Here is a 16,664-nt window from a genome sequence, read left to right as displayed (position 1 = left end):
GGGCGGAGCTTCGGCCGGTTCCTGGGGGTGCCCTGCCGGTTCGGGGCAAGGGTGCGGGTGCGGGTTCCGGGTCGGGTGCGGCGATGAGAAGCCGGTAAGAGGCGGGCTGATCAGTGGCGGGGCGGGGAATGGACCCGGCGGACGGGGCGTTGGAGAGTACGAACACGAGGAGGGGCGGTCACAGTGCTTGATCCGCAGGGTTTGTACGCATGGGAGCCGAAGGGCCTCGCCGTGGTCGACATGGCGCTCGCCCAGGAGTCGGCCGGTCTGGTCATGCTCTACCACTTCGACGGATACATCGACGCGGGCGAGACCGGCGACCAGATCGCCGAGAGCATCCTCGACTCGCTGCCCCACCAGGTCGTCGCCCGTTTCGACCACGACCGGCTCGTCGACTACCGGGCCAGGCGCCCGCTGCTGACGTTCACCCGCGACCGCTGGACCGACTACGAGGTCCCCTCGCTCGAGGTGCGGCTCGTCCAGGACGCCACCGGCGCGCCCTTCCTGCTGCTCGCCGGGCCCGAGCCCGACGTCGAGTGGGAGCGCTTCGCGGTCGCCGTGCGGCAGATCGTCGAGCGCCTCGGCGTCCGGCTCACCGTGAACTTCCACGGCATCCCGATGGGCGTCCCGCACACCCGTCCGGTCGGCCTCACCCCGCACGGCAACCGGACCGACCTCGTCCCGGGCCACCGCAGCCCCTTCGACGAGGCGCAGGTCCCCGGCAGCGCCGAGTCGCTCGTCGAGTACCGGCTGATGGAGGCCGGGCACGACGTCCTCGGGGTCGCCGCGCACGTGCCGCACTACATCGCGCGCTCCGCCTACCCGGACGCGGCGCTGACCGTCCTGGAGGCCATCACCGCCGCCACCGGCCTGGTGCTGCCGGGCATCGCGCACACCCTGCGCACCGACGCCCACCGCACCCAGACCGAGATCGACCGCCAGATCCAGGAGGGCGACGAGGAACTGGTCGCGCTGGTCCAGGGCCTGGAGAACCAGTACGACGCGGTCGCGGGCGCCGAGTCCCGGGGCAACATGCTCGCCGAACCGGTCGAGATCCCCTCCGCCGACGAGATCGGCCTGGAGTTCGAGCGTTTCCTCGCCGAGCGCGAGGGCGACGGCTGACGCCACCCGGGGCAGGCCCTAAGCTGGCGCTCATGCTGACGGTGGGCCTGACCGGCGGAATCGGAGCCGGCAAGAGCGAGGTGTCGCGGCGGCTCGTGGAGCACGGCGCCGTGCTGATCGACGCGGACCGGATCGCGCGGGAGGTCGTCGCGCCCGGCACCCCCGGCCTCGCCGCCGTGGTCGACGCCTTCGGCCCCGAGGTGCTCACCGCCGACGGCGCCCTGGACCGGCCGCGGCTCGGCGCGATCGTCTTCGCCGACCCCGAGAAGCTCGCCCTCCTCAACTCCCTGGTGCACCCCCTGGTCGGCGCCCGCTCCCACGCCCTGGAGACGGCGGAGGCCGAGGACGCCGTCGTCGTCCACGACGTGCCGCTGCTCACCGAGAACGGCCTCGCCCCGCGCTACGACCTGGTGATCGTCGTGGACGTCAGCCCGGAGACCCAGCTCGACCGGCTGGTGCGGCTGCGCGGCATGACCGAGCAGGACGCGAAGGCCCGGATGGCCGCGCAGGCGACCCGGGACGCGCGTCTGGAGATCGCCGACATCGTCATCGACAACGACGTCCCGCTCCCGCGGCTGGAGCGGCGGGTGCGGGAGGTGTGGGCCGATCTGGTGCGGCGGGCCGAGGCGGCGCGCGGGGGACCGGAGGCGTCCCAGGAATAGCGTCGGACGGGAAGGGCGTTGAACCCTTCCAGTGAGGGAAGGACTCATCCGTGCCCGAGAGCAGCGGATCGACCGGACGTACTCCGGAGACGCATGTCATCGACTTCCGCGCGGCCGAGCGGCTGCTCGACGCGCGTGACCCGAGAGGCGCGGTGAAGCTGCTCGACAGCGTCATCGCCGCCCACCCGGAGAACACGGCCGCCCGGCTGCTGCGCGCCCGCGCCTTCTTCGCCGCCGCGCAACTGCGGCCCGCCGAGCTGGAGTTCACGATCGTCCTGGAGCGTGAGCCGGACAACGCGTTCGCGCACTTCGCCCTCGCCCGCACCTACGAACGGCAGGGCAGACCCGATCAGGCGACCCGGCACTTCCGGCTGGCCGCCGCGCTCGACCCCAACCCGCAGTACCTGAAGGCCGCCCGTTTCGACGACTGAGCGGGCGCGGTCCGGCGCGGCCACAGCGGCGGGGGCGACTCGGGGCGCGGGGCGGCGGGCCGGGGTGACACGGACGGCTCAGCGCCGGGGGCGCCGTTCCGGCGGGAGATAGGGCGGGACGTCACGGCCCGGCTGGAAGTGCGGGCCCTGGTGGATGTGGCGCACGATCACGCCCAGGTCCACGGTCGCCACCAGCCACAGCACCCCGCAGGCCACCGCCCAGCCGACCTGCCCGGTGAACGCGAAGACCGCCGTGCCGAGGACCGCCCAGACCAGGCCCCACAGGCTCAGCCACAACCGCATCCGCAGCGCACTGCGCGCGGTCGTCGGTTCACTGCCCGTCCGCACAGCCGGTCACCCCTTCTCCTTGCAACGTACTCTTCGGATGGAACGGACACCAAAGGGGGGAACGCGTGCTTCCGCGCGCCGACGCACTGGCCGAGACGCTGGTCGATCTGGGGGTGCCCCACGAGGACATCAACGAGCTGGTCAGGATGGGCCGCCGGGTCACCGACGACCCCGAGCTGCGGCAGTTCCTCGAAGCCTGCGTCGGGCAGCTGACCCACGGCCTCGGCGAGATCCGCGGCGGGGTGGACCTGCCCGACCTCGACTGGCCGACCGGGGCGCTCCAGCGCTGCTTCCCGCTCTACGTCTTCGTCGCCGCGCTGCCCCACACCCGCGCCCACCACCGCGCCCTCGGCGTCCCCGACGACGTCTCCCGGCGCACCCTCGCCGACCTCGGCAGACACGTCGCCGTCCACCGCAGGCGCTACGGCGTTCCCGGTCTGGTGTCACGGCGGTGGCTCACCCTGCACTTCGGCGGGGAGCTGTACCAGCTCGGTCGGTTGCAGTTCCAGCGCGCCCGGCACGGTGAGCGCACCGGGCACGCCCTGGCCGCCGCGGGACTCGACACGGCGCCCGGCACGCCCTGCCTGAACCTGCACATCCCCGACTACCTCGGCCCGCTCTCGCCGGAGGCCTGCGACCGTTCGCTGGCCCTGGCCGCTGACTTCTTCGCCCGTCACCACCCGGAGGAGAAGTACCGGGCCGCGCTCTGCCACTCCTGGCTGCTCGATCCGCAGCTGGCCGAGGACCTGCCCGCCGACTCCAACATCGTCCGCTTCCAGCGGCGCTTCCGGGTGGCCCGCGAGGACACCGAACCGGCCGACACCGAGCCCGTGCAGTTCGTGTTCGGGGACCCCGGTCTCGCGGTCGAGTCGCTGCCCCGGCGCACGGCCCTGGAACGCGCGGTCGGCGACCGGCTGCGGGCGGGCGGCCACTGGTACATCGGGCACGGGTGGTTCCCGCTGTAGCGGCGCCGACGGCCGGTCCGGTCGGGCCCGCCTGCGGGGATGCGGGTTCGGCTCACCCGCCGGGCCGCTCCTCGTCGTGCCGCCTGCTGTTGCGGGCCGCCGTCGCCGAGTCCTGGAGGCCGCGCAGCCGTTCCATGTCGCGCCGGTCGCGCTTGGTGGGGCGGCCGGTGCCGCGGTCGCGGACTCCCGCCGGGGCCACGGCCTGGCGCGGCGGCGGGGGCGGCGAGTTGTCGACGTAGCACTGCGCCGCGACCGGGGCGCCGACCCGCTTGCGGATCAGGCGCTTGACGACGACGATCCGCTCCCGCCCCTCCTGTCGCACCCGCACCTCGTCGCCGACGCGCACCGCGTAGGCGGGCTTCACCCGCTCGCCGTTGACGTGCACGTGGCCGCCCCGGCACGCGGTGGCGCCGACCGAACGCGTCTTGACCAGCCGGACCGCCCAGATCCAGCTGTCGAGCCGGACCGTCCCGCCCTCCCCGGGCCCCGCGGCCTCGGCCGCGGCGACGGCCGCCTCGACCTTCGGGTCCGGCCCCGCGGGCTCGGGCGCCGGTGCCTGGTCGTCGTTCGCTGCGGACTCTTCGGAAGCCATGCCGTCGACCTTAGTCCGCGGGCGGCCCGGGACCGGACGGAATTTCCGCCGCTCCCGTCGTCTTGACCGCCCCATCGTCTTCGACCGCCCCACCGCCCCACCGCCCCGCTGCCTCGACGGCCTTCCGCCCAGGGGGCTCTCCCGTCCCGGTCCTCCGTTCCCGGTCCGCCGGTCGTACGGTGGTCGGGTGAGTGCTCTCGGCGATCTGGACCAGCGCGTCGCGGACTGCCGTGCCTGTCCGCGGCTGGTGCGGTGGCGGGAGGAGGTCGCCCGCACCAAGCGGGCCGCGTTCGCCGACTGGACGTACTGGGGGCGCGCGGTGCCGGGGTTCGGGCCGTCCGACGCCCGGCTGCTGATCCTCGGGCTGGCCCCGGCGGCCCACGGCGCCAACCGCACCGGCCGGATGTTCACGGGTGACCGCTCGGGCGACGTCCTCTACCGCGCGCTGTACGACGTGGGGCTCGCGTCCCGGCCGACGGCGGTGTCCGCCGACGACGGTCTGACCCTGCGCGGGGTCCGCATCACGTCCCCGGTGCACTGCGCGCCGCCCGAGAACAAGCCGACGCCCGCCGAACGGGACTCCTGCCGTCCCTGGCTGGTGGAGGAACTGCGGCTGCTGCGGCCGACGGTGCGTGCCGTGGTCGTCCTCGGCGCCTTCGGCTGGCAGGCGGCGCTCCCGGCGTTCGCGGCGGCGGGCTGGGAGGTGCCGCGCCCCCGCCCGGCCTTCGGCCACGGCACCCGGGTCGCGCTGGACGGGCCCGGCGGGCCCGGCGGGCCCGATGGGCTCGGTGGGCTCGATCTGTTCGGCTGTTACCACGTCAGCCAACGCAACACGTTCACCGGGAAGTTGACCCCGGAGATGCTCAGGTCGGTGCTGCGCGAGGCGGCGGACGCGGCGGGGTTGCCGACGGTGGACGAGGGGCGCGGCGGCGGGGTCGTGGGGTGACGGGCTCGGGGTCCCGGGGTGACGAAGCGGGCGGGCCCGGCGGTGGGGGAGTCGGCGTGCCCCGGGGTGACGACGTGGGCTGACCCCCGGGTGACGGAGTGGGCGGGTCTCGGAGTGTCCGGTGGGTGCAGGCCGACCCGGGGTCGGGGTGCCCCAAGCAACCGCGGGCTCACCCGGGGACGCCCCAAGTGGCATGCGGCCAGGCCCTGTTGACCCCCGACGCTTTCGCCTCTCCCCGACGACCGATCCAGCTCAGTCCACGGCAGGCCGGGCCGGGGACTGCTCCTCGCCGAACAGATGGCGGACCGTGGAGCGGTAGTTGGCCTGGACGTGGGTCAGGGCGTGGGCGCGGGCCCGGTCCGGGTCGCCGGAGGCGATGGCGTCGTACAGGTCCCGGTGCTCCGTGAGGAGTTGGGGCCACTCCTCGTTCTGCCGGGTCAGCCAGCGCAGCCGTCCGTCGACCGGTTCCAGCACGGAGATCAGCAGGCTGTTGCCCGCCAGGGCGAGGATGCGGTCGTGGAAGAGGGTGTTGATGTCCGTGATGGCCTCGGCGTCGTCCGCCTCGGTCGCCGCCGCCGACCTGGCCAGCAGCGCGCGCAGTTCCGTCAGCGCCTCGGGCGTCGCCCGCTCGGCCGCGAGGCCCGCCGCGTAGACCTCCAACGCCTCGCGCAGTTCGAAGAGTTCCTTGACGTCGGTGGGGGTCAACCGCCTGACGACGGTGCGGCGGGCGGACTCGAAGTGGACGAAGCCCTCCGCGACCAGCGCCCTGATCGCCTCCCTGACCGGCACCCGCGAGACCCCGAGCCGCTCCGCCAGCTCCCTTTCGACCAGCCGGTCACCCGGGCACAGCCGCCCCGCGATGATGTCCTGCCGCAGGGTCGCCAGGACCCGCTCGCGCACCGCGCCGAGAGGTTCGATCTTCGCCATGGGACCATCTTCGCCGACGGCGCGGCCCCGGTCGGCCGGTTCGCCCGCCCGGTGCGGGAGGAGCCGGGGGCGCGGGCGCGGCCGCCGTCCGGTCTCCGCGCAGCCTCCAGGACCCCCGATCCTGGGGGCTTTCGTGCTGTTGTGGTGGTTTCTGAGCCTATCTGGGGCTCCCTGGCGAATTTACTGAGCCTTAACGGCGGCGATATCGGTCCGAACGCTTGACGGCGGGACCATGTCCGCAGTTTGGTATACCAAACGCGTTCGGCTCGTCCTCCGTCATCCCCAAGCCCCGCCCGCTCTGGAGGTCCCCCGTGTCCCTCGCAGACCGCGCCGAAGCCGGCGCCCCCGCGTTCACCCCCGATCCCCGGCTCACCAACGAGGACCTCGCCCCCGCCGCGCAGCGGAACTGGAAGGTCTTCGACCTCTTCGCCATGTGGATGTCGGACGTCCACAACCTCGGCAACTACACCTTCGCCGCCGGTCTGCTGGTCCTCGGCATGAACGTCTGGCAGGTCTTCACCGCGCTCCTCGTCGGCTTCGTGCTCATCTACGTCGGCATGAACCGGATGGGCACGATAGGCCAGCGCCACGGCGTGCCCTTCCCCGTCGTCAGCCGGATCAGCTTCGGTGTCTGGGGCGCCAACATCCCCGCCCTCATCCGGGCCGTGATCGCCATCATGTGGTACGGCATCCAGACCTACCTGGCCTCCGTCGCCGTCAACGTGATGCTGCTGGCGGCCTGGCCCGGCCTGGAGTCCTGGACGCACAGCTCGTTCCTCGGCCTCGACGCCCTCGGCTGGGTCTCGTTCGTCTCGCTCTGGTTCCTCCAGGCGCTGATCATCAGTCAGGGCATGGAGTCGGTACGGAAGTTCCAGGACTTCTGCGGCCCCGCCATCTGGATCGTGATGATCGCCCTCGCGGTGTGGGTGCTGGCCAAGGCCGGGTGGACGATCTCCCTCACCGACACCCCGCACCCGGTCCCGGTCGGTGAGCAGTGGCGCCAGTGGTTCGGCGCGATCGGCCTGATCCTCGCCACCTACGGCACGCTGATGCTCAACTTCTGCGACTTCTCCCGCTTCGCGCCCGACCAACGCACCGTCCGCCGCGGCAACTTCTGGGGCCTGCCCATCAACTCCACGGCGTTCGTGGTCGTCTCGGTGATCGTCACCGCCGGTTCGCTCAAGGTCTTCGGCGAGGCCATCACCGACCCGGCCGAACTGGTCGCCAGGGTCGGCAACACCTGGGTGCTCGTCCTCGGCGCCCTGACCTTCGCCATCGCCACCATGGGCGTCAACATCGTCGCGAACTTCGTCTCGCCCGCCTACGACCTCGCCAACGTCTGGCCGCAGAAGATCACCTTCAAGGTCGGCGGCTGGATCAGCACGGTCGCCGCGCTGGTCGTCACGCCCTGGAACCTCTTCTCCAACCCGACCGTCGTCAACTACTTCCTCGGCGGCCTCGGCGCCTTCCTGGGACCGCTGTTCGGCGTCATCATGGTCGACTACTACTGGGTCAAGCGCGGCCGGATCGACGTCGACGGCCTCTTCGACGCCACCCCCGGCAGCCGCTACTACTACCGCAAGGGCGTCAACCCCCGTGCCCTGTGGGCGTTCCTGCCCTCGGCCGGTGTCGCCGCGGTGCTCGCGCTGGTGACCGTCTTCAGCGACGTGGCGCCGTACTCCTGGTTCATCGGTACCGCGCTCGCGGCCGGACTGTACGCGGTCCTGTGCCGGAGCGAGCGCACGGCGGAAGAGGGCTGACGCAGGTGCGGATCGTCGTCACCAACTGCAACACCACGCGGGAGATGACCGAGGAGATCGTCCACGGCGCCCGGACCGCCGCGGGTCCCGGCACCACCGTGACCGGGCTGACCCCGGCGTGGGGCCCCGAGTCGGCCGAGGGCTGGCTCGACAGCTACCTGTCGGCCGCCGCCGTCATGGACCTGCTGCGCACCTACCGGGGACCGGCCTACGACGCCGTCGTGCTCGCCGGGTTCGGGGAGCACGGGCGGGAAGGAGTACGGGAGTTGGTCGACGTCCCGGTCGTCGACATCACCGAGGCCGCCGCCCACCTGGCGTGCCTGCTGGGACGGCGGTACGGCGTCGTCACCACGCTGGAACGCTCCCGGGGGCAGATCGAGGACAGCCTGGAGACGGCAGGTGTCGCCCGCAACTGCGCCGCCGTCGTCGGCACCGGCCTCGGCGTCCTCGACCTCGGCGACGCGGCCCGCACCGAGGCCGCGTTCCTCGCCGCGGCCGAGCAGGCGCGCGCGGCGGGGGCCGAGGTCCTGGTGCTCGGCTGCGCCGGAATGACGGGACTCCAGCGCACGGTGGGCGAGAAGCTGAACATGCCCGTCGTGGACGGCGTCGCGGCGGCCGTCAAACTCGCCGAGTCCCTGGTGGAGTTGGGGCTGACGACCAGCCGCGTCGGCAGCTACCAGCGCCCGCTGCCGAAGCGGCGGGTGTGGGGGGCGGACGGAGCCGGGGAGGGCGGACAGGAGCGCGGGCCCGCTCGTCTGGGCTGACGGGGCTGACGGGGCTGGTGGGGTCGGCGTGGCTGACAGGTCGCGTGGGCCTGGCGGGGCCGACGGGGCTGACAGGTCTCGTGGGACCGGTGGGGCCCACAGGTGTGGTGGGGCCGACGGGCTGGCAGGTCTCGTGGGTCCGGTAGGTCCGGTGGGTCCGGTGGGGCCGACGTGGCTGACAGGTCTCGTGGGTTCGGTGGGGCTGGCGGCTCGGGTGGGGGTGGTGGGTTCCGTGGTGGGCGGGGGTGGCGAGAATGATCGTCATGAACCTGCCTGACGGACTCCACCAGGTCGCCGACGGACTGCACCTCTGGTCCCCGGGACACCCGGGCACCTGGGGTTTCGCGAACTGCCTGCTCATCGTCTCCGGTACGGAGGCGGCCCTCGTCGACACGCCCTACGACCGCCCGATGACCGAGGCGCTGATCGACCTGGCCCGGCCGTTGCTGCCCGTCGGCGCCACCGTGGGCACGATCGTCAACACCCATGTCAACGGCGACCACACCTTCGGCAACGGCCTCTTCCCCGGCGCCGACATCATCGCCACCAAGGCCGGGGCCGAGCATCTGTGCCGGGAACCGTCGCCCCAGCAGATGCACTTCCTCACCCACGCCACCCCGGCCGACGAACCCCTCGGCCGCTACGCCCGGGAACACTTCGGGCGGTACCGGTACGACGACGTCGAGGCCGTCCCGCCGACCGTCACCTTCGCCGGGCGGTACGACCTGCGGATCGGCGGGACCGACGTCGAGCTGATCGAGGTCGGCCCCGCGCACTCCGCCGGTGACCTGATCGTGCACCTGCCCGCCCAGCGGGTGGTCTGCGCCGGTGACGTCCTCTTCGCCGACGACCACCCCGTGCACTGGAACGGGCCGCTCTCCCAGGTCGCCGCCGCGTGCGAGACGATCCTCGCCCTCGGACCCGAGGTGATCGTCCCCGGCCACGGCCCGCTGATGACCCCGGCGGACGTCCGCCGACACCTCTCCTATCTGCGGGAGTTGGCGGAGCGGATCGAGGCCGGGCACACGGCGGGCCGCACCGCCTCGGAGACCGCCGCCGCCATCCTCGCCGACGGCTTCCACGACCACCTCGGCCTGCCCGAGCGGATCGTGATCCTCACCGCCGTCGAGTACCGCCACCTCGACGGCGACCTGAGCGAACCCGATCTCATCCAACTCGCCGGGCGTGCGGCGCAGTGGGCGTACGGGGCTCGGGCGCCGCGCGCCTGAACCGCCCCGCCGACGGGGTGATCTTCCGGCGAACCGCAGGCCGGTGCGCGGGACCCGGACGGCGGCGCCCGCAGACTCCCGGGAAGAGTTCGCCGCCCGATCGCCGCCGGCCGTCCCGGAGCCGGGTGCCAGGCGGCGGGAACGGAGTCGCCCGTGGACAGCTTCTCGCCCCCGCCGTGGCCGTCCCGCCCCCGCCGTCCGCTCCCCGTAACGCCGGGGACCGCCGTCCGCGCCCTGCTGGCCGCGCTGCTCACCGGCGCGTGCTGCGCCGCCGTCGCCCCAGGACCCGCGACGGCGACCACCGGGACGGCGGGCACGAGGCCGGCGACCACCGGGACGGCGGGGCGTGAGCCGGTGACCGGCAGGACGGCGGGCATGAGGCCGGTGGCCGGCGGGACGGTGGGGCGTGAGCCGGTGGCCGACGACGGTGGCCCGCTGTGGACCGACCCCGACTCGGACGCCGCGCGGCAGGCCGCCGGGTGGCGCGCGGCGGGACGCACGGCGGACGCCGCGCTGCTCGACCGGATCGCCGACCGCCCGCAGGCCGAGTGGATCCACGGCCCCGACCCCGCCCCGACCGTCCGCGCCCGCACCACCGCGGCGGCCCGCGCCGGACGCCTGGCCGTGCTGGTCGCCTACTACGTCCCCGACCGGGACTGCGGGCAGTACTCCGAGGGCGGTGCCCCGAACGCCGCCGCCTACCGCGCCTGGGTCGACGCGTTCGCGGCGGCGCTCGGCGACCGCGGCGCCTACGTCGTCGTCGAACCGGACGCCGTGGCCCAGGTGGTGGCGGGCTGCACCCGGGTGACGGCGGCCGAGCGCTACGCCCTCCTGGCGTACGCCGTGGACCGTCTCAAGAGCCGCGCCCACACCCGCGTCTACCTCGACGCCGGCAACTCCGCCTGGATCCCGGAGGCCTGGCGACTGGTCGACGGGCTGAAGGCGTCCGGTGCCGGGCGGGCCGACGGGGTCGCCCTGAACGTCTCCAACTTCCAGACTGACGCGGCGAGTTCGGCGTACGGGGAGTGGCTGTCGAAGGACCTGGGCGGCATCCACTACGTCATCGACAGCAGCCGCAACGGCAACGGGCCCGCCGCCGGGGCGAGCGGCACGGACGCCTGGTGCAACCCGGCCGGCCGCGCCCTCGGCACCCCGCCGACGACCCGCACGGGCAGCGCCCGCCTCGACGCCTACCTGTGGATCAAGCGGCCGGGCGAGTCCGACGGCACCTGCCGCGGCGGCCCGGCGGCGGGCCGGTGGTGGCCGGAGTACGCCCTCGAACTGGCCCGCAACGCCCACGAGTCGGCGCACTGACCCCGGACCCTCCCGCGCCGCTGCGGCCGCGCGGCGTACCGCAGGTCCGGTTCACGCTCCGGCGGCCTGGCGGGCGCGGGGGAGGCGGCCGTAAGGGGCTGGTGCCTTCGATTCCAAGGTCGGTTGCGGCTGATTCTGTTCATAAAGAAACCCCGGCTTCCCGCCAACCGTCACATCCTCGCAATACAACCGTCCCGTCTTCTCCCTCCGCGCCGACTACCGTGGACCCTCCGCAGCACCGAAACGCCATCGCCCCGGCCACCGTCGCCCGCAGGCACCCGCCCCCGTCGAGACGACAGGAGCCACGTGACCCGGTCCCGGCCCGCCCTGCCCCCCTGGCTCGCCCACGCCCTCCGCGCCCAGCGCGGTCCCGTCCCCTGGAGCGCCGTCGTCCGAGGCGCCCTCGCCGCCGGGCCCGTGCTGCTCGGCGCCGTGCTCCTGGACCGGACCTCGCTCGGGGTCGTCGCCGCGATCGGCGCCATGTTCGCCGGGATCAACGACCGCCCCGGCAGCCGACGCGCCTCCGTGCGCCGCCTGGGCGTGCCCGCGCTCGCCGGAGCCGCCGGGCTGCTCGCCGGGACATCGACGGGGGACCACCTCGGGCCGGTCGCGCTCACCCTGCTGCTCACCGCCGTCGGACTGCTGGCGGGCGCGGTCAGCGCCGTCGGGCCGATCGCCTCCGGTGCCGGGACGCAACTGCTGGTCGCCTCCGCGATCGGCGCCGGGATGCCGCTGCCCGACGCGGGCTGGCAGCGGGCGCTCGCCTTCCTGACCGGCGCGGGGTGGCTCCTCGCGCTGCGCCTGGTGCTGCCCACCCCGCGCGCGACGGCCGGTGACTTCCGGTTCGACGGCGAGCGGGACGCCGTCGCCGCCGTCTACGACGCCGTCGCCGCACTCCTCGACGCGGCGGGCACCGACGCCGCCACCGGGCGCAGGGCCGCCCTCACCGGCGCCCTCGACCAGGCGCAGGACGCCCTCGCCGGACCCCGGCTGCGGCGTTTCGCCAGCTCGGCGGCGGAGCGGCGGCTGCACGCCCAGTACGCCGCCGCGCTCCCGCTCGCCGAGGCGGCGACCGCGCTCGCCTGGGCCGGGGACCCCGTCTCGGCCCGCGCCTCCGAAGGACCCCGCAGGCTCGCGGACGCCGTCAGGGGCGGCACCCCGACCGGCCCGCTCCCCGCGCCGCACCGCTCCGCGCCCGCGCTCCGGGCCCTCGACGACGCGCTCCTGCACGCCGCCCACGCCTTCGACCAGGGCCGGGGCGGCGACCTGCACACCCGGCCGCGTCCGGCCGACGGGCGGTGGCGGACCGTCTTCGGGCCCGGCGGGCGCGAGTACGGGCTGCGGGTCGCCCTCTGCTTCGGCGCGGCGGTCGCCGTCGCCCAGTATCTGCACCACGCCCGCTGGTACGGGCAGCACCAGCACTGGTACTGGCTGCCCGCCACCGCCGTCTTCCTGGTCAAGCCCGACCTCGGGCCGCTGGTGTCCCGGGTGCTGTGCCGGGCCGCGGGGACGGTGCTCGGCGCGCTCCTGTTCGCCGGGTTCGCCACCGTGCTGCCCCGCCCCGAGGGGCTGATCGCGCTGGTCGCCCTCAGCGGCGCCCTCATACCGGTCGCCACCCGGCACTTCGCCGCGCAGACCGCCGTCGTCACCGTCCTCGTCCTGGCCCTGGTGATGGTCGGCGGCGAACCGCAGGCCTCCGCGGGACGGATCGGCGAGACCCTGCTCGCCTGCGCGATCGTCCTCGTCGTCGGACATCTGCCGATGCCCGGCCAGCGCGGCGGCGGCGTCCGGTCGCGGGTGGCCGCCGCGGGCGACGCCGCGCACACCTACCTCACCCATGTGCTGGGGGAGACGGCGGACGACGGAAGCGCCCCGGAGGCCCGCGCCGTCCGCTGGACCCTGCGCCGTGAGGCCTACCGCACCCTCGCCGAGGCACGTGCCGCCATCGCCCCGGCCGCCGCCGAACTCCCGCTCCTCGCACGGCACTCGGCGGGCGCCGAGACCGTCGTCCACACCCTGGAGCGGCTCGTCGACGCGGCCACCGCCTGCGCCGTCCAACTCGACGACTCCGGGCGGCTCTCACCCCGGCACACCGAACAACTCGTCGCGCTCCTGGACGAGTTGGCGAAGGAGAGGGAGCGGAGCGGGCTGCCCGTCGCCGCCCGCGCCCTGCCCCCGGCGGATTCCCCGGCCGGATCCCCGGCCGGATCCCCCGCCGGATCCCCGGCCGGTGGAGGCGCCGGAAAATTCTCTCCGTGACGGCGATGAGTTCCGCGTCCGCCCCCGGTCACCCCCTCCGTACGGACCATGGGTACAGGAGGAGCAATGTCGCTTCCGGAGATCGTCTCGCGCGAGCGGTGGCGCGCGGCGCGCGAAGAACTGCTGGTCAAGGAGAAGGAGGCGACCCGCGCGAGGGACGCGCTCAACGCGGAACGGCGTCGCCTGCCGATGGTGGCGATCGAGCGGGAGTACCTGTTCGAGGGCGGTGACGGCAAGGCCACGCTGGCCGACCTCTTCCAGGGCCGCGGCCAGCTCGTCGTCTACCACTTCATGTTCGCGCCCGAGTGGGACGCGGGGTGCCGCAGCTGCTCCGCTTTCCTCGACCAGATCGGCCACCTCGCGCACCTGAAGGCACGCGGCACCACCCTCGCGGCCGTCTCGCGGGCGCCGTACACGAAGATCCTGCCGTTCAAGGCCCGGATGGGCTGGACCCTGCCCTGGTACGGGGCGCACGGCGACGACTTCAACCTCGACTTCGAGGCGACCCTGTCGCAGGACGGCGAACTCTTCGACCGGCCCGGCGTCAGCTGCTTCCTGCGCGACGGCGACCAGGTCTTCCACACCTACTCGACCTTCGCGCGCGGGCTCGACGGACTCGGCTCGACCACCAGCTTCCTCGACCTGACCGCGCTCGGCCGGCAGGAGGAGTGGGAGGAGCCCGCGGGGCGCGCGTCGGCGCTCGGCGCGCCCGCCGGGAGCGAGGGCGTCCGCTATCACGACGAGTACGAGGACTGACGCGGAGCGTGCCGGTGATCATCGGTCGGTCACCGGACCCTCACCCTCCGCGCCGATCAGGTGTCGGCTACGTCTCAGTACCGCCACCGACCGCGACCGGGCACCACCGGAAGGCGTTAACTCCTACAACGCATGACGCTTTCTGGAGGTGCAGGGTGGTGAACGGGCGAACAGTGCTCGAACGCTTTCCCGCGGGCGGGCCGCGCGGGTCGTGGCCGGCCGAGGAGTTCGCACACGCGCGACGGCAGGAGGGGCTGGCGGCCGAGGTCGTCATGGACCTCGCGAGCGACACGTTCCTGGTGATCGTGCGGGGCGGCGAGGCCGCCGTGAACGTGGTGGTGGCCTGAGGGGCGCCCGGTACGGGGCCCTCCGGGCGGGTGCGCGGGTGGGGTGGACGGTTGACGGCGCCCGCGGTCAGCCCGCGGTGAGCCCGTGATCAGCCCGTTTTCGGGGCCGGGACCGGGACCGGGACCTCGGTCGTGAACTGCCGCGCCTGGAGCGAGTACAGCTCCGCGTAGACACCCCCGCAGGCCAGCAGCTCGTCAGGGGTGCCGGACTCCACCAGCCGCCCCTGGTCCAGCACATGCACCAGATCCGCGTGCCGCACCGACGCCAGCCGGTGGGTGATGAGGACGACGGTCTGCCCGGTGGCGGCCAGCGCCCTGATCTTCTCGAACACCTCCAGCTCGGCCCGCGCGTCCAGGGCCGCCGTCGGCTCGTCCACGATCAGGATCCGGCCCCGCCGGTAGGCGGCCCGCGCGATGCCCAGACGTTGCCACTGCCCGCCGGACAGCTCGTGGCCACCGCTGAAATTGCGGGCTAGGAGCGTGTCGAGCCCCCTCGGCAGCTCCCCGACGACCTCCTCGGCGCCCGCCTCGGTCACCGCTCGGGCCAGCCGCTCGTCGGTCAGCGGCGCGGAGGACCGGCCGACGGCGACGTTCACCCGCGCGGTGAACGGCCAGCGCTTGAAGTCCTGCGCGACCATCGCGATCCGCTCGGCGAGCGCGTGCCGGTCCGCGGTCGCGGTGTCCACGTCGTCCCACAGGATGCGGCCCCGGTCCGGGGTGTAGAGGCCCGCCAGCAGCTTGACCAGGGTCGACTTGCCCGAGCCGTTCTCGCCGACCAGCGCCACGATCCGGCCGAGCGGCAGGGTGAGGGTGACGTCGTCGAGGGCGGGGCGCACCGACTCGCCCGGGTAGTGGAAGGTGACATTCTCGAACCGGATCTCGCTCGGGTCCTCCGGCAGCGGATCACCGCCGATCGGGATCGCCCGCTCGGCCGCCTCCGCGTACATCCGGTGCAGGTCCCCGACGAACAGCGCCTCCTCGTGCAGCGAGTTGACCTCCAGGACCAGGCTGTCCAGGCTGCTGGAACCGGTGCGGATCGCGATCACCGCCGTCCCCGCGACCGACAGCGCCATCGCGCCGGTGAGCAGCAGCCCGCCGAGCGTCGTGTACGTCGCCACCGTGGCGAGGCCGGTCCAGACCGCCGCGATCAGACCGGTGCGGGCCGCGAGCCTGGCCAGCCGGGCCTGCTCCGCCTCCGCCGTCTCCGACATCGACCGGAAATGGCGCAGCAGGAAGGGGCCGACGCCGTGCACCCGGATCTCCGGTGCCGCCCCCGGCTCGGTCAGCAGCGAACTGATCAGTTGACCGGCGCGGGCGTGCTGCACCCAGGTGTGGAAGGACTCGTACCGGCGCCGGGCGTTGGTCAGGGCGCTCCAGGCGCTCGGCAGCGTCATGGTCATGAGGAGCGGGAGCAGCGCGGGGTGCAGCACGGTCAGCACGCCCGCCGCCGCGATCAGGGAGATCGCCGCGTTCACGACCCGGGTGGCGCACGAGATCATCCGGCGGGCCGAGGCGGCGCCGTACTGCGCGGTGTCCAGCAGCTTGTGGAAGGCGTGGTCCTCGATCGCGGACAGCTCCACGGCCGCCGCCCGCTCCAGGTACAGCTCCGTCGCCACCCGTTCGACCTTGGGTTCGAGCCGCCCGGTGGCATAGGTGGACGCGGCCCGCAGCAGCGTCCCGAGCAGGGTGACGGCGGCCATCACGGCCAGCGCGGGAGCGGCGCCGCGCAGCCGGTCCTCGATCGAGCCGCCGTCGATCAGCCGCCCCAGGACACTGTTGACGGCGAGGAGGCCCACCGCCTGCGTGAGGCCCCGGGCCACCTCGGCCGCGAGCACGGTCCGCGCGGCCCGCCGGTCCGCCTGCCAGGCCAGCCGGAAACTCGATCCGAGCAGCGACGGCAGCCGCGTCACCATGGCCCGGAAGCCCAGCTCAAGGAAGGCGTCCCGGTGCTGGCTCCACCCCATGTCGTATCGGAGCGGCCCGCCGAACAGCAGCCTTTCCGACTCGGAGACCTCGCCCTCCGCCAGTCCCCGCTTCTTCGGCACCGCCGACCTCCCCGTCTCCCGATGGACGAACGGCCACTATCGCGGGCCGCGCCGGAGGAGGGGAGAGCGCATGGGGGAGCGGGCGGGGGGAGCACGCGGCGCGTGGAAGTCTTCCCGGGCGCGGGGCCGGGTCGCGGAACGGGGGGTGGGGTCGTGTCGCGGGGATCGGGGCGCGGGGCGGGGGCGTGGGGTCGGGC

Annotated in this window: 16 protein-coding genes; 12 read left to right on the top strand and 4 right to left on the bottom strand. The window is 74.0% G+C overall.

The features are described from left to right. Window positions 1-183 precede the first annotated feature (183 nt). Genes GA0115242_RS14790 through GA0115242_RS14780 form a run of 3 tightly spaced genes read left to right on the top strand, consistent with a single transcriptional unit; the run spans window position 184 to window position 2,215 of the window. Window positions 184-1,122 carry a PAC2 family protein gene (locus GA0115242_RS14790; protein ID WP_093828478.1) on the top strand — a complete coding sequence of 313 codons (939 nt, stop codon included), beginning with the start codon at window positions 184-186 and terminating at the stop codon, window positions 1,120-1,122. A 32-nt stretch (window positions 1,123-1,154) separates the two neighbouring features. Continuing rightward, window positions 1,155-1,784 (top strand): dephospho-CoA kinase, encoded by a 630-nt coding sequence (gene coaE / locus GA0115242_RS14785; protein ID WP_093828476.1) that lies wholly within the window; start codon window positions 1,155-1,157, stop codon window positions 1,782-1,784. Window positions 1,785-1,834: 50 nt separating this feature from the next. Continuing rightward, window positions 1,835-2,215: a tetratricopeptide repeat protein gene (locus GA0115242_RS14780; protein ID WP_093828474.1), complete on the top strand. Its 381-nt coding sequence runs from the start codon at window positions 1,835-1,837 to the stop codon at window positions 2,213-2,215. Between the two features lie 78 nt (window positions 2,216-2,293). On the opposite strand, the gene GA0115242_RS14775 is transcribed toward GA0115242_RS14780, so the two are convergent. Next, on the bottom strand, window positions 2,294-2,563 hold the full coding sequence (locus tag GA0115242_RS14775; protein WP_256089435.1) for a DUF6343 family protein: 270 nt from the start codon (window positions 2,561-2,563) through the stop codon (window positions 2,294-2,296). A 65-nt stretch (window positions 2,564-2,628) separates the two neighbouring features. Here GA0115242_RS14775 and GA0115242_RS14770 point away from each other — a divergent pair, with 65 nt between their 5' ends. Further along, window positions 2,629-3,528: an acyltransferase domain-containing protein gene (locus tag GA0115242_RS14770; protein ID WP_093828472.1), complete on the top strand. Its 900-nt coding sequence runs from the start codon at window positions 2,629-2,631 to the stop codon at window positions 3,526-3,528. A 52-nt stretch (window positions 3,529-3,580) separates the two neighbouring features. Here GA0115242_RS14770 and GA0115242_RS14765 read toward each other — a convergent pair whose 3' ends face one another. Continuing rightward, window positions 3,581-4,120: an RNA-binding S4 domain-containing protein gene (locus tag GA0115242_RS14765; RefSeq protein ID WP_093828470.1), complete on the bottom strand. Its 540-nt coding sequence runs from the start codon at window positions 4,118-4,120 to the stop codon at window positions 3,581-3,583. Between the two features lie 187 nt (window positions 4,121-4,307). On the opposite strand from GA0115242_RS14765, the gene GA0115242_RS14760 reads away from it, so the two are divergent. Continuing rightward, window positions 4,308-5,066 carry a uracil-DNA glycosylase gene (locus tag GA0115242_RS14760; RefSeq protein ID WP_093828468.1) on the top strand — a complete coding sequence of 253 codons (759 nt, stop codon included), beginning with the start codon at window positions 4,308-4,310 and terminating at the stop codon, window positions 5,064-5,066. Window positions 5,067-5,318: 252 nt separating this feature from the next. On the opposite strand, the gene GA0115242_RS14755 is transcribed toward GA0115242_RS14760, so the two are convergent. Beyond that, complete coding sequence (locus GA0115242_RS14755; protein ID WP_093828466.1) at window positions 5,319-5,993, bottom strand: GntR family transcriptional regulator; 675 nt, start codon at window positions 5,991-5,993, stop codon at window positions 5,319-5,321. Between the two features lie 311 nt (window positions 5,994-6,304). Between GA0115242_RS14755 and GA0115242_RS14750 the strand changes: the two genes are divergently transcribed. From GA0115242_RS14750 to GA0115242_RS14720, 7 genes are all read left to right on the top strand, one after another. Next, complete coding sequence (locus GA0115242_RS14750; protein WP_093828464.1) at window positions 6,305-7,753, top strand: NCS1 family nucleobase:cation symporter-1; 1,449 nt, start codon at window positions 6,305-6,307, stop codon at window positions 7,751-7,753. A 5-nt stretch (window positions 7,754-7,758) separates the two neighbouring features. Then, window positions 7,759-8,517, top strand: a complete 759-nt coding sequence (locus tag GA0115242_RS14745) for an aspartate/glutamate racemase family protein (protein WP_093828462.1) — start codon at window positions 7,759-7,761, stop codon at window positions 8,515-8,517. Window positions 8,518-8,780: 263 nt separating this feature from the next. Further along, complete coding sequence (locus tag GA0115242_RS14740) at window positions 8,781-9,746, top strand: MBL fold metallo-hydrolase (RefSeq protein WP_161353151.1); 966 nt, start codon at window positions 8,781-8,783, stop codon at window positions 9,744-9,746. A gap of 153 nt (window positions 9,747-9,899) precedes the next feature. Next, window positions 9,900-11,060: a glycoside hydrolase family 6 protein gene (locus GA0115242_RS14735; protein WP_256089434.1), complete on the top strand. Its 1,161-nt coding sequence runs from the start codon at window positions 9,900-9,902 to the stop codon at window positions 11,058-11,060. Window positions 11,061-11,366: 306 nt separating this feature from the next. Further along, entirely contained in the window at window positions 11,367-13,319 is a 1,953-nt protein-coding gene (locus tag GA0115242_RS14730; protein ID WP_093828458.1) for an FUSC family protein, read from the top strand. 66 nt (window positions 13,320-13,385) lie between these two features. Then, window positions 13,386-14,075 (top strand): DUF899 domain-containing protein, encoded by a 690-nt coding sequence (locus GA0115242_RS14725; RefSeq protein ID WP_093828456.1) that lies wholly within the window; start codon window positions 13,386-13,388, stop codon window positions 14,073-14,075. A gap of 155 nt (window positions 14,076-14,230) precedes the next feature. After that, entirely contained in the window at window positions 14,231-14,422 is a 192-nt protein-coding gene (locus GA0115242_RS14720) for a hypothetical protein (protein WP_093828454.1), read from the top strand. Window positions 14,423-14,511: 89 nt separating this feature from the next. Here GA0115242_RS14720 and GA0115242_RS14715 read toward each other — a convergent pair whose 3' ends face one another. Next, complete coding sequence (locus GA0115242_RS14715) at window positions 14,512-16,386, bottom strand: ABC transporter ATP-binding protein (RefSeq protein ID WP_237549058.1); 1,875 nt, start codon at window positions 16,384-16,386, stop codon at window positions 14,512-14,514. Window positions 16,387-16,664: the final 278 nt, after the last annotated feature.

Origin of the sequence: Streptomyces sp. SolWspMP-5a-2 (assembly GCF_900091845.1) — a bacterium.
GTDB classification, from domain to species: Bacteria; Actinomycetota; Actinomycetes; order Streptomycetales; family Streptomycetaceae; genus Streptomyces; species Streptomyces doudnae.
This window is presented reverse-complemented; position numbering and strand designations above follow the sequence as displayed.

Coding starts and splice junctions, on each gene's coding strand:
- coaE (WP_093828476.1), top strand. CDS start 1,155: ATGCTGACGGTGGGCCTGACCGGCGGAATCGGAGCCGGCAAGAGCGAG.
- GA0115242_RS14765 (WP_093828470.1), bottom strand. CDS start 4,120: ATGGCTTCCGAAGAGTCCGCAGCGAACGACGACCAGGCACCGGCGCCC.
- GA0115242_RS14755 (WP_093828466.1), bottom strand. CDS start 5,993: ATGGCGAAGATCGAACCTCTCGGCGCGGTGCGCGAGCGGGTCCTGGCG.
- GA0115242_RS14740 (WP_161353151.1), top strand. CDS start 8,781: ATGAACCTGCCTGACGGACTCCACCAGGTCGCCGACGGACTGCACCTC.
- GA0115242_RS14725 (WP_093828456.1), top strand. CDS start 13,386: ATGTCGCTTCCGGAGATCGTCTCGCGCGAGCGGTGGCGCGCGGCGCGC.
- GA0115242_RS14715 (WP_237549058.1), bottom strand. CDS start 16,386: ATGGGGTGGAGCCAGCACCGGGACGCCTTCCTTGAGCTGGGCTTCCGG.